12 protein-coding genes and 1 riboswitch are annotated in these 12,886 nt (G+C 39.5%); of the genes, 11 read left to right on the top strand and 1 reads right to left on the bottom strand.

Annotation, left to right across the window (positions count from 1 at the left end; translation table 11 throughout):
• The first annotated feature begins 139 nt into the window (after positions 1-139).
• A riboswitch (TPP riboswitch) is annotated at positions 140-232 on the top strand.
• Between the two features lie 35 nt (positions 233-267).
• The 4 genes from thiB (at position 268) to bioB (ending at position 4,588) form a co-directional block, all read left to right on the top strand.
• Positions 268-1,266, top strand: coding sequence for a thiamine ABC transporter substrate binding subunit (gene thiB, locus HMPREF3020_RS03620; RefSeq protein WP_070775583.1), 999 nt, complete (start codon positions 268-270; stop codon positions 1,264-1,266).
• Positions 1,267-1,271: 5 nt separating this feature from the next.
• Positions 1,272-2,876, top strand: coding sequence for a thiamine/thiamine pyrophosphate ABC transporter permease ThiP (gene thiP / locus HMPREF3020_RS03615; RefSeq protein WP_049366110.1), 1,605 nt, complete (start codon positions 1,272-1,274; stop codon positions 2,874-2,876).
• Positions 2,869-3,498 carry a thiamine ABC transporter ATP-binding protein gene (gene thiQ / locus HMPREF3020_RS03610; RefSeq protein WP_049366108.1) on the top strand — a complete coding sequence of 210 codons (630 nt, stop codon included), beginning with the start codon at positions 2,869-2,871 and terminating at the stop codon, positions 3,496-3,498. The genes thiP and thiQ overlap by 8 nt, the downstream gene beginning before the upstream one ends.
• Before the next feature lie 73 nt (positions 3,499-3,571).
• The gene (bioB, locus tag HMPREF3020_RS03605) at positions 3,572-4,588 is read left to right on the top strand and encodes a biotin synthase BioB (protein ID WP_049374926.1); all 1,017 of its coding nucleotides are present in this window, start codon (positions 3,572-3,574) and stop codon (positions 4,586-4,588) included.
• A 44-nt stretch (positions 4,589-4,632) separates the two neighbouring features.
• On the opposite strand, the gene suhB is transcribed toward bioB, so the two are convergent.
• Positions 4,633-5,433: an inositol-1-monophosphatase gene (suhB, locus tag HMPREF3020_RS03600; protein ID WP_005695663.1), complete on the bottom strand. Its 801-nt coding sequence runs from the start codon at positions 5,431-5,433 to the stop codon at positions 4,633-4,635.
• Positions 5,434-5,633: 200 nt separating this feature from the next.
• Between suhB and HMPREF3020_RS03595 the strand changes: the two genes are divergently transcribed.
• The 7 genes from HMPREF3020_RS03595 to ribD all read left to right on the top strand — a co-directional run bounded on the left by HMPREF3020_RS03595 (position 5,634) and on the right by ribD (position 12,884).
• Entirely contained in the window at positions 5,634-6,152 is a 519-nt protein-coding gene (locus HMPREF3020_RS03595) for a prepilin-type cleavage/methylation domain-containing protein (RefSeq protein ID WP_070775582.1), read from the top strand.
• Positions 6,149-6,865 carry a type II secretion system protein J gene (locus HMPREF3020_RS03590; protein WP_080970278.1) on the top strand — a complete coding sequence of 239 codons (717 nt, stop codon included), beginning with the start codon at positions 6,149-6,151 and terminating at the stop codon, positions 6,863-6,865. The genes HMPREF3020_RS03595 and HMPREF3020_RS03590 overlap by 4 nt, the downstream gene beginning before the upstream one ends.
• Complete coding sequence (locus tag HMPREF3020_RS03585) at positions 6,862-7,548, top strand: DUF2572 family protein (protein WP_070775581.1); 687 nt, start codon at positions 6,862-6,864, stop codon at positions 7,546-7,548. The genes HMPREF3020_RS03590 and HMPREF3020_RS03585 overlap by 4 nt, the downstream gene beginning before the upstream one ends.
• A gap of 13 nt (positions 7,549-7,561) precedes the next feature.
• Positions 7,562-7,828, top strand: a complete 267-nt coding sequence (locus tag HMPREF3020_RS03580) for a DUF5374 domain-containing protein (RefSeq protein ID WP_014065666.1) — start codon at positions 7,562-7,564, stop codon at positions 7,826-7,828.
• Between the two features lie 37 nt (positions 7,829-7,865).
• Positions 7,866-11,225 carry an exodeoxyribonuclease V subunit gamma gene (gene recC, locus HMPREF3020_RS03575; RefSeq protein WP_070775580.1) on the top strand — a complete coding sequence of 1,120 codons (3,360 nt, stop codon included), beginning with the start codon at positions 7,866-7,868 and terminating at the stop codon, positions 11,223-11,225.
• A 77-nt stretch (positions 11,226-11,302) separates the two neighbouring features.
• Positions 11,303-11,752, top strand: a complete 450-nt coding sequence (gene nrdR / locus HMPREF3020_RS03570) for a transcriptional regulator NrdR (RefSeq protein WP_005695670.1) — start codon at positions 11,303-11,305, stop codon at positions 11,750-11,752.
• A 1-nt stretch (position 11,753) separates the two neighbouring features.
• Complete coding sequence (gene ribD, locus HMPREF3020_RS03565; protein ID WP_070775579.1) at positions 11,754-12,884, top strand: bifunctional diaminohydroxyphosphoribosylaminopyrimidine deaminase/5-amino-6-(5-phosphoribosylamino)uracil reductase RibD; 1,131 nt, start codon at positions 11,754-11,756, stop codon at positions 12,882-12,884.
• Positions 12,885-12,886: the final 2 nt, after the last annotated feature.

Genomic DNA, 12,886 nt, shown 5'->3' with positions numbered 1-12,886 from the left:
GATAGATTACTGAGATAAACCTGCTTTTTAGCAGGTTTTCTTTTGTTCAAAAAATGATAAATCAGATATAAAAGTGTGATCGGATTAACATTTTTAAGTTAAATAACTTGTTGATAAAATTCCCTTACGTTAGACTACATCGCGTTAGTCGGGGTGCCTCTATTAATGGCTGAGAAATACCCGTGAACCTGAAACAGATAATGCTGGCGTAGGAAACTAATCATCTCATTATGCTGTTTCGTTATGCAAAAATAAGGAGAACGCATAATGAACAAAACACTTCCCATTTTAACCGCACTTTTTACCGCTTCCGCTTTCGCACAAGCTGCACCTCAAACATTAGATGTTTATACTTATGATTCATTTAGTGCTGATTGGAGTGCTGGACCAAAAGTAAAAGCAGCTTTTGAACAACAATTCCCGCAATGTAAGCTGAATTATGTGGCTTTTGACAATAATGGCACCTTGTTTAACCGTGTTCGTCTAGAAGGTAAAAAAATTAAGGCGGATGTGGTACTCGGTTTAGATAGTTATCAAATTGAGGCTGCACAAAAACTCAATATTTTTGAGCCAAATAAAGTGGATTTAAGCCAGTTACGTTTACCCATTAAATGGGAAAATCACACGTTCTTACCATTTGATTATGCGCAATATGCGTTTATTTATGACAAAAATAAGCTGGCTAATCCACCAAAGAGCTTAAAAGAATTAGTTGAGCGTCAAGATCTTAAAGTGTTATATCAAGATCCGCGTACAAGCAGTATTGGACGTGGTTTATTACTTTGGATGAATATAGTTTATCCAGAAGCAGATGTCGCAAATGCCTGGAAGACCCTTTCTAAACATACGGTCACGGTCACCAAAGGTTGGACTGAGTCTTATGGGGCCTTCTTAAAAGGCGAAGGTGATCTGGTTTTAAGCGTCAATACGTCACCGATTTACCATATTCTTTCTGAACAAAAAGACAATTATGTGGCAACGGAATTTGCAGAGGGTAGCGTATTACAAGTTGAAGTCGCGGCAAAAGTCGCTAACCGCAATAATGCCTGTGCTGATGAATTTTTAGGATTCTTACTTTCACCGCAAGCTCAAGTGGATATTGCTAAAAATAATGTGATGTTACCCGTGGTAGAGACCAATATCGAAAGTCATATTGATGCGCTTAATTCTCGTGCAAAATCAATGCGTATTTTAGATACCACAACGGTAACAAGTGAGCAGCTTAAAGGCTGGATCAATCAATGGCAAAAAGCCTTATCTAAATAGTATTAATGAGCTTATTGCAACATCCGCATTTTCGTCCTCGCCATTATTTGGGCGGAAGTGCGGTTATTTTTTTCATCGTTTTACTTTATGGATTTTCCCTTTCTGCGGTTTTTTCAGTAGGAAGTGATTATGCCTTATCTGATTTTTTAAAAGACGATTATCTGCATCAAGTTATCGCCTTTAGTTTCGGTCAAGCATTATTATCTGCCTTGCTTTCTAGCATAATTGGTATGTTATTTGCGCGTGCTTTTTTCTATTTAGATTTCAAAGGCAAATCGCTCATTTTACGCATTTTTTCCCTCACCTTTGTTTTGCCAGCATTACTGGCTATTTTCGGTTTGATTGGGATTTATGGCACGGCCGGTTGGCTAACACAACTGCTGCAAACCTTAGGTATTTCGTGGAAACCCTCCATTTATGGTTTAAGTGGTATTCTCATTGCCCATTTATTTTTTAATATTCCCTTAGCGGCACGGATGAGTTTGCAGGCTTTGCAAAGTGTTCCGACTGAGCAGCATCAACTCGCGGCACAATTGAATATCAAAGGTTTCACATTTTTCCGCTTAATTGAATGGCCTTATTTGAAAAGTCAAATCGTGTCAGCCTTTGTATTGATTTTTATGCTGTGTTTCACCAGTTTTACCATTGTATTGGCACTGGGTGGCGGGCCACAAAATAGCACGCTAGAAGTTGCGATTTACCAAGCCATTTTCTTTGAATTTGATTTACCCAAAGCCGCACTTTTTGCGCTTGTACAATTTGCGTTTTGTTTTGCGTTATTTTCGCTTTCACAATATTGGGCAAAAGCACCTGAAACGCAGATTTCACAACGTTATCGCTGGGTTTTACCTGTTTCAAGTGCGGTCAAATTTGGACATGTTTTTGTCTTATTCTCGGTGTGCTTATTTATTTTAAGTCCCTTATTCAATATTGTTTTTCAAGGTTTATCTGCGACCCAATTATTTGGCTATTGGCAAAACCCACAATTATGGAAAGCGCTCGCTTATTCATTAACCATGGCACCGACAGCCGGGATTTTATCGGTATTATTTGGATTCTTCTTATTGTTACTCTCCCGTCAGCTACAATGGCTATATCATCCCAAATTAGCTCACTTAATTTTAACGGGGGGCATGATGATTTTAGCCATTCCGACGATTGTCTTAGCAGTTGGCTTATTCCTTTGGTTGCAAGATATTGATTTTTCAGCAGGGCATTTGTTTGTTGTGGTATCTGTTTGTAACGCCTTGGCTGCCTTGCCATTTGTTATCAAAATTCTCAATACACCAATGAATCAATCGATGCAATATTATGAAAAACTCTGTTTATCGCTGAATATTACAGGCTGGCAGCGTTTTCGTTTAATTGAATATCCGCTACTAAAAGCACCGTTGAAATATGCCTTGGCGCTTGCGACAACTTTATCACTCGGCGATTTTACAGCGATAGCCTTATTTGGTAGCCCTGATTTTACTTCTTTGCCTCATTTGCTTTATCAACAAATTGGGCAATATCGAAGCCAAGAAGCGGCAGTGACGGCATTGATTTTATTGGGCTTATGTTTAGGTTTATTTATGTTCATTGAAGGGCAGAAGGAACAACATGATTAAATTAAATAATGTAGTCTTCAATTATCAATCCATGCCAATGGTATTTGATTTACATATTCAAGCCCAGGAAAAAATCGCCATCATTGGTGAAAGTGGTGCAGGAAAAAGTACCTTGCTGAATTTAATTGCCGGCTTTGAATATGCTGATAGTGGCGAGATTTGGCTCAGTGGTGAAAACCATACTAAAACGGCACCTTTTGAACGCCCTGTTTCCATGCTATTTCAGGAAAATAATCTCTTTACTCATCTTTCCGTAGAAGATAATGTCGCCTTAGGTTTAAAACCGAATTTAGCCTTAAATGCAGAAGAAAAAGCACTTGTAGAACAAGCTGCTAGAGCAGTTAATTTACAGGATTTTTTAACGAGAAAACCGACCGCACTTTCAGGTGGACAAAAACAGCGAGTGGCATTAGCGCGCTGTTTGCTACGAGATAAACCCATTTTATTATTGGATGAGCCTTTTTCCGCACTTGATCCTAAATTACGCATTGAAATGCAGGATTTAATGGATCAATTATGTGAAGAGAAAAAACTCACCATGTTACTGGTGACACATCAACCCAAAGAAATTGAACGGCATATTGATCGAGTGATTGAAATTCATCAAGGAAAAGTGATCTGATCTCTTTTTATCATATTGCAGAGTAATATGCTCAACTTAATAAAAGCTATATAGCTTAAACGAGGAAAATATAATGACCACAACAAATGTAGTACAGCTTTCATCTATTACGCCCCATCCCTCAGTAGAGTATTGGTCTGTTTGTAAAGTAGAAGCGTTATTTGAAACACCTTTTTTAGAATTAGTCTATCGTGCGGCTCAAGTGCATCGAGAGCATTTTAACCCAGGTGCGATACAGTTATCGACGTTGATGTCGATTAAAACGGGTGGATGCCCTGAAGACTGTGGTTATTGCCCACAATCTGCCCGTTATCAAACAGGCGTACAAAATCAGCAGATCTTGGATATTGATGAAATTGTCGAAAAAGCCAAAATTGCTAAAGCACGTGGTGCAGGACGTTTTTGTATGGGCGCGGCATGGCGTGGTCCTAAGCCTAAAGATATGGAAAAAGTCACGGCGATTATTCGTGCGGTAAAAGATATTGGCTTAGAAACTTGCGGTACTTTTGGCTTACTACAAGATGGTATGGCGGAAGAGTTAAAAGATGCTGGATTGGATTATTACAACCATAATCTTGATACAGCACCGGAGAATTATCACAATGTCATTGGCACACGCCGTTTTGATGATCGTTTAAGCACATTAGGGAAAGTGCGTCATGCCGGTTTAAAAGTTTGCTGCGGCGGTATTGTGGGGATGAATGAAACCCGTAAAGAGCGAGCTGGTCTCATTGCAAGTTTGGCAAATCTTGATCCTCAGCCAGAGTCAGTTCCGATTAACCAATTAGTGAAAGTAGAAGGTACACCAATGGCTGATGCAGCTGATTTAGATTGGACAGAATTTGTTCGCACCATTGCTGTGGCGCGTATTACCATGCCAAAAAGTTATGTTCGCCTTTCTGCAGGTCGTCAAGGTATGAGTGAAGAAATGCAAGCCATGTGTTTTATGGCGGGAGCAAATTCGATTTTCTATGGGGATAAATTGTTGGTGACAGGCAACCCAGAAGAAGATGGCGATCAACTTCTTATGGCAAAATTAGATCTAGAGCCGGAAACGGAAGAAAATAGAAAGCCACTCGACAGAAATTAGTTATAAAAAAGTGCGGTGAAATCCACCGCACTTTTTATTTAGGCTTACTTAACTTGTTCGGTTAAGCAAGGCTGAATTTTATTTAGCATTTCTTTTAAAATACGTGCTGGTGCAGCCACGATATTGCCGGAACGTAAATAGCCGTGACCCGCATTGAAATCACATACTAAACCGCCCGCTTCACGCACGATTAAATCACCTGCTGCGCAATCCCAAGGTTTTAAGCCCATTTCGAAATAACCGTCAACGCGACCAGAAGCCACATAGCAAAGGTCTAATGCGGCAGAACCCGTACGACGGAAATCTGCAGCTTCATCAATTAAGTTATTCATGATAGCAAATTGAGTTGGCATCAAGCTTGGTTGTTTGAATGGGAAACCAGTGGCTAAAATCGCCCCGTTAAGTTCATTTTGGCTATCTACACGTAAACGCACTTCATTTAATTTTGCGCCTTCACCACGCACGGCCGTGAATAATTCATTACGAATAGGATCGTAAACCACACCCACTTCGGTACGGTTTTTTACACGGATAGCAATAGAAACGGAGAAATGTGGCAAACCTTTTACGAAGTTGGTTGTGCCATCTAGTGGATCAATTACCCATTGAATATCACTGTCTTTGCCTTCTAATGCACCACGTTCTTCACTGATAATTGTGTGATCAGGATAAGATTTTTGAATGATTTCAATGATCTCTGCTTCAGCGGCTTTATCGACGCTAGTCACATAATCATTAATACCTTTTTTACTTGTTTGGATGTCATCACGGCGTTCATAGTTTTTAGCAATCACGTTGCCCGCTCTTCGTGCCGCACGAATCGCGATATTTAACATTGGATTCATATTTCCACCAGATTTTAAAGAACAGATAAATAGGTCGCCTATTATAAGGGAGTTTTAGTAAATAGCCAGTTGAAAATGTTTAATTCACGGTTTTTCCCGTTTTTTAAAGGAAATTTGCGATCAGTATCGCAAAAATAACGTAACCAATTTGGCTTTCTTCTTAAGGAATTTTAAAGTGCGGTCAAAAAAGAAGGCATTTTATGTATAAAGGGATAACCTTATTAGAAACCTTGATTGCATTGTTTATTTTAAGCTTAACGTTGGCGTTTACATTGCCTAAATGGCAGAAAAACGATCCCAAATATTTTCTCGAAAAAGAGCAACAACGGCTTTATTTTTTCTTACGCAATATTCAAGCGAGGGCAGAAAATTCATCAGCGATTTGGTTTATTTTGGCTAATCAAGATAGAGCGAATCAACGTTGGTGTATTACTGCTCAAGTAAAAAACGATCATTTTTGTGATTGTTTTCATCCCCAGAATTGTCCTAAAAACCTTTATGCGCATTTTTACTATCCTTATTTTGAAGGAAAAACGATGCTGATAGGCCCTAAATTATATCCGTCAGAAGTGGCGGTGAAATTTAATGGGGCCAGAAATACCATGGAAACAAATTGTTTTATGTTACAGGCGGAAGAACATCGTACATTGTTTTCTTTTTTCAACGTGGGCAGTATCAAATTAAAGCCTGATCAAGCGGCGAGTGCATGTACAAGATGAAACCATTAAAAGGCGAAACATTGGTGAGTTTGTTGATTTCACTTGGCTTATCCGCTTTATTATTGCTATTGGTTGCACAATTTTATGCCCAAACTCAACAGCAAAATCAGCGTTTAATGTTACAACTCAAACTACAAACGGAATTACAACGTACAATTCAACTCATCGGGAAAGATCTGCGTCGCGTAGGTTTTCGAGCCGCAAACCAAAAACTCATCGAGGATAATCTGGCTTTATTTGAATTGGATGAAAACGGCACTGCAATAACCATTGCTCAAGCTGATAATGCTCCATCAAATAGCTGTGTTTTATTTTTTTATGATTTGAATAGTAATGGCTGTATTGGTGAAAAATACACAAAAAACACTTGCGTAAATGGCGTTAAAAATGTGGCAAAAAATATCGAAAAAGAGCTATTTGGTTACAAACTTAACGACAAAATGATCGAAACTAAACAAACCTATAAAAATTCGGTAAATGCAGATTGTCGCTCAGAAGAGTGTCAGAGAGCCTTAGCACAATCTACTTGTAACGCTGGTGGTGGATGGACTGATTTATTGGATGAAAAAGAGTTTGAGATTTCTCAATTACGTTTTGATTGGTTAAAGGCAGGGAAAGGGATTGAAATCAAACTCGCGGGAAATCTTGCAACACATAAGCATATTCAATATGAAACTTCGCTTGTGGTGCCTTTATTAAATCAAGAAGAATGATCATGAAAAAAGGGATGGTGACACTGACGGCACTGATTTTACTTTCAGGCTTATTGGCGCTGATCTTATTATTTGATGAACAGATCTTTGCATTTTTTCGAGCTCAAATAAGTCAGCGAAAATATTATGTAGAACAAGGCCTGGCGTTACAGAAAATCAGTCAGCAGCAACAAAAACATATTTGCCAAAACTTGCCTTTAAATGGTGCTGAAAAAGTGAAACAAGTCTTTTTCGAGTCTAATGGGGCAGAGGATAAAGTGGCCTATTCTGTTTGGTGTAAACGAGCAGAGTTATTTAAGAAATCGCCGACAAAAGGCATTAATGAAAATATGCTGCGAGATTTTATTTCCAGCGAAAAACAAGCTGATTTTCAACCGCACTTTGTGAAAGTAGATACTACTTTAACTGCTCAAAAAACACTACAAGTGTATTGGATAACGCAAAACCAATTAGAGGTTAAAGGGAATGTGAGTGGCATTTTGTTAGCAGAAGGGGATTTAACTTTAACCGGCAAAGGGCGAATAAGTGGTGCAGTGATTACAGGTGGTTCGCTTAAGTTAGAGGAGGGCGTGACGGTGGCTTACGGTAAAGCCGTGGTGACCAAACTCGTACAAGAATATAGCCAATGGCGTTTGGTGGATAAAAGTTGGAGTGATTTAAGTGCGCAAGATCAAAGTGAATAAAGGCATGTCGTTAATGTCACTTTTATTAGCATTATCGATTTTCAGCGGGTTATTTTTGATCTTTAACCGATGGACGAGTGAGCAACGGAAAAGTGCGGTCAGAATTTTTCAAGAATTTCAGGCAATTCAAATTGCTGAGAATCAGGCTCAACGTCAGTTTTTAGGCTTGTCTTGTGAAAATAGCGTACAACAAAATGGCATTCAATTTGCAATTCAATGCAGTCATCATCAAGTGAATATACGCTATCCTCAAGGTGAATTTTTATTGAAAACCGAGTAAAATAACGCATTGTTTTTGCTTTCAAAAGGGCGTTACTTTGTTCGTTACTTATTATTCAAACCAACCGGAAATTCAAAAGGATATTTTAGTTTCGCTGTTGGAAAATTTACCTCAACATGATCCGTTTCAATCTGACATTGTGTTAGTGCAAAGCCCTGGTATGGCACAATGGTTACAAATGGAAATTGCTAAAAAACGCGGCGTTGCAGCGAATTTCCAATTCCCCATGCCTTCCAGTTTTATTTGGAAACTTTACGCTGATAATTTGCCGAATGTTTCCACGCAAAACCCTTTTGAAAAAGATTCAACGTTATGGCGATTAATGCGATTAATCCCTACTTTTTTACAGCAAAAAGAATTTGAACCATTAAAAAAATATTTAGCGTCCTCACCGGCATCAGAACAGCAAAAACTTTATCAATTAAGCCTAAAAGTTGCCGATTTATTTGACCAATACCTCGTCTATCGTCCCGAATGGATTGCCGCATGGGAAGAAAATAACGATGAAAAAATCTTGGCTCAAATTAATCAGCAAAAGCAGGGCCTTTCGGCGTTAAATCCTACCTTTCTTTCTCAAATTAAAGGCAATATTCATTGGCAAGGGATTTTATGGCGAGCATTGGTGGATGATGTCCAACGTGATTTCGGTGGAAAAGCAAAGCATCGTGCTGCACTCAATCAACAATTTTTAGAGCTATGTCGTGATCCAAATGCGACACTCAACTTGCCGGAACGTATTTTTATTTTTGGTATTCCAGCATTGCCAACGGTTTATCTCAATATTTTCCAAGGTATTTCAGCTAAAACAGATGTACATTTATTCTTCAATAATCCATGTCAAGAATATTGGGGCGACTTGCGAGATCTGAGTAAATCCTATTTATTAGAAAGACAGCGTTTCGTGCAAGAAAGTAATGATGTTAAGCCTTTAATTTCAGCCGAGCAAGTGTCATGGGAACCTGCTGACCTTGATTATACCAATCAACAAGAAGAATTGTTCAGTGGAAATCCGCTTTTAGCCTCTTGGGGAAAAATGGGACGAGATTTTCTCTATCAATTAGTGCGAGATGAGGAAAATATTCAAGCCATTTCCCGTGATTACTATGCAGAACTTCCCGAAAAAACGTTGTTAGGACAGATCCAAAATCAAATTTTGGCGTTTGGTCATGGTGCATTAAATGTAGCGAAAAACGACCGCTCTTTGGTCGTGAAATCTTGCCATAACGCGATGCGAGAAGTTGAAGTGCTGCATGATTATTTGTTGGATTTATTCAATCAAAATCAGTATAAGCCAAAAGAAGAACAGATTACACCAAAAGATGTGGTGATCATGGTGGCCGATGTTAACCAATATACACCTTATATTCAGGCTGTCTTTGGTGCGAATAGTGCGGATGCACCTGTTATTCCATTCTCGATTTCTGACAGTAAATTGTCTGAAAGTGATGTGATCGTGTCGAGCTATCTTTCTCTGTTAAATTTAAGAGAAAGTCAGTTTGGCGCGGAAGAAGTACTGGCTTTATTAGATATTCCGGCTATCCGTGAGCGTTTTAATATTGCCCTTGCAGATCTCGAACAAATTCGTGAATGGGTGAAAGAGTCGGGTATTCGCTTTGGTTTAGAAAAACTGCAGAATACACTGAATTTTAACGCGTGGCAGGCGGGGCTTGAACGTATGACCTTAGGTTATGCGATGCGTGAAGAACAAGGCGTTTGGCAAGACAGTCTTGGACTTGATAGTAGCTATGGATTGAAAGGGCAGTTAGTCGGTGCGGTGAATCAATTTTTTACGGCCTTAAATAAATGGCATCAAGATCTGCAAAAGGCACACAATATTGAAAAATGGCGTGAAAAATTGACCGCACTTTTGACGGATTTCTTTGTGCAAAATGAAGAAACTGCAGATACCTTATTTTATATTCAGGATTGTATCAATGCCTTTGCCGATGATTTGCTGACCGTCAATTTTGAAGAAACCTTGCAAGCGGATGTCATTGCGGAAGTGATGTCTGCACGTTTAGAAGAAACACCAAACAGCCTTCGTTTCTTAGCGGGTAAAGTGAATTTCTGCACACTTTTACCAATGCGTTCCATTCCTTTTAAAGTGGTGTGTTTGCTCGGAATGAATGAGGCGGATTACCCACGCAGTCATACACCAAATAGTTTTGACTTAATGCAATATCATCATCAAAAAGGCGATCGTGTTCGTCGAGATGATGATCGTTACTTATTCCTTGAAGCCTTACTGGCCGCAAGATCCCATTTTTATGTGAGTTATGTAGGCTCTTCAATTATTGATAATCAACCTAAAGAACCTTCAGTATTGGTGAGCCAGTTAATTGATTATATTACTCATTATTCAGAAAATGGCTTAAGAATTGAACAACATCCAATGACGGCGTTTAGTCCAAGTAATTTCCAACATGAAGGGAAAATTAACCGCTCTTTTGCAAAAAAATGGCTGCCGATTGCGCAATTCCAAGAAAGAAAATGTCATGAATTTGTTGTGCCGATGGGCGAAAATCAAGAGCCAATAACGGAAATTGAACTCGATCGTTTTGTGAGTTTTATTGAAAATCCAGTGAAATTCTTTTTTGAAAAGCAGCTTGGCGTGTATTTCCGAGATGAAGATGATCGCATTGAAGAAAGTGAAAACTTTACGTTAAATGGTTTGGATCATTATCGCATTAGTAATGAGTTATTGCATTTAGAGGAAGTGCAATTTAACGATTATTTCGCCAAACAGCGAGTGAAAGGCATCATGCCACGCGGCGAGTTTGCGGAAGTCTGTGCACAATCCATTCGCGCTGATGTATTGGCTTTTAAAGAGAAAATTAAGGATTATTCTTCACCACACAGTGAGAGTGTTGATTTTATGGTGGAAACGGCACAAGGCAATATTCGCTTATTTGGCTATATGGAGCCATTATTTGGAGATGAAAATCAGATAATCGAATGGCGATTTGCAAAATATAAGGATCGTTATCGTATTCGCCCATGGCTTTATTATCTCATTCAACTGGCGACAAAAGAGAGCGCACTGCCACCACGTATTATCGCTAAAGATAAGGATTTAACATTAAAAACAATAGAAAAATCAACCGCACTTGAGAAACTGAAAATGTATGTCGAGGCTTATTTACAAAGCCAGCAACAAATTCAGCTCATTCCAACGGGAAATATCTCGAAGTTTATTGAAAAAGATGAAAGTGCGGTCAATTTTGACAATGTTTTGACGAATATCGAATCCCTTGCGAAAGATGATCCTTATGGTTACGGTAAAGCTGATCCTTATTGGGCGAGGGTGTTGGGGCAAACAGAACAATTTAAATCGCAGGATGGCCTTTTGCAGTTGGTGAAACAAACCACCTCCTGGTTTGGAGAAATGTTGTCTTAAAGTGGATCTTCAGATCGAAAAGATCCTGGGTTTTTGATAAGATAATAGCTTAAGAATAATTTTGAAAAGGATCTAAAATGCGTTGTCCGTTTTGTTCAACTGAAGAAACTAAGGTAATTGACAGCCGTTTGGTTTCTGATGGGTATCAAGTGCGTCGTCGTCGGGAATGCGGGAATTGTCATGAACGCTTTACCACCTTTGAAACGGCCGAATTAGTGGTGCCAAAAATTATTAAAAATGATGGGTCACGCGAGCCGTTTAATGAAGATAAATTGCGTAGTGGTATTCAACATGCATTAGAAAAACGTCCTGTAAGTTCGGATGATGTGGAAAAAGCTATCAGCCATATTATTATCCAATTACGTGCGACGGGTGAACGCGAAGTGCCAAGTCATCTCGTGGGGAAATTAGCCATGAATGAGCTGAAAGAATTAGATAAAGTGGCGTATATCCGTTTTGCGTCCGTTTATTTGAGCTTTGATAATATCAATGAATTTACCAAAGAAATTGAAAGCTTAAAGGATTAGTATGAGTGACACCTTTTCCCCTGATGACGTGAAATTTATGCAACTGGCTCTTGAGCTTGCGGCAAAAGGGCAGTACACCACTACGCCTAATCCATCCGTAGGATGTGTGTTAGTAAAAAATGGTGAAATTGTCGGGAAAGGGTTTCATTTTAAAGCCGGTCAGCCTCATGCAGAACGAGTGGCATTAGCAGATGCCGGTGAGAAAGCGAAAGGCGCAACCGCTTATGTGACGCTTGAACCTTGTTCTCATTATGGACGCACACCGCCTTGTGCATTAGGTTTAATTGAAGCGGGGGTCAGTCGAGTTGTCGCAGCCATGGCCGATCCTAATCCTCAAGTGGCAGGAAAAGGCCTGAAAATGTTAGCCGATGCAGGCATACCAAGTGCGGTCAATTTATTGAACGAACAAGCAGAAGCCTTAAATAAAGGTTTTCTCAAACGTATGCGAACTGGCAAGCCTTATGTGCAGCTAAAACTAGCCATGAGTTTAGACGGCCGAACAGCTATGGCGAGCGGTGAAAGCAAGTGGATCACGGGTGAAGCCGCTCGTGCAGATGTACAAAAAATGCGAGCCAAAGCGACCGCACTTTTATCTACAAGTGCTACCGTGTTAGCCGATGATCCAAGCTTGAACGTGCGTTGGAATCAATTCCCCGATGATCTAAAAGCGGAATATGCTGAAGATACTGTGCGTCAGCCTATTCGCATAATCTTAGATTCTAAAAATCGAGTTCAACCAAACCATCAATTATTCCATACCCATTCGCCAGTTTGGCTTGTGGGTTCAATTCCACGGGATATGTCTGTATTCCCTGATTTCTGTGAGCAAATGTTACTGCCAGAAAACTATGATTTTGATCTATTGATGACAGAATTAGGTAAGCGACAAGTGAATTCTGTTTGGGTTGAAGCTGGCGCCAATTTAGCGGGAAGCCTGATTGAACAACATGCTGTAGATGAATTAATCATTTATGTCGCTCCGAAACTCTTGGGGGATAACGCTCGAGGATTATGCCAACTCCCGCATTTGGAAAAACTTGCGGATGCCCCATTGTGGCAACTGCAAGAATGTGAAAGAATTGGGGATGATTTAAAGCTCAGTTATTTACCTAACTTATTAATAAAAGAATAAAA

Source organism: Haemophilus sp. HMSC068C11 (assembly GCF_001815355.1).
Taxonomy (GTDB): Bacteria; Pseudomonadota; Gammaproteobacteria; order Enterobacterales; family Pasteurellaceae; genus Haemophilus_D.
The sequence above is the reverse complement of the archived record's forward strand: the minus strand, read 5'-3'. Positions and strand labels throughout refer to the sequence as shown.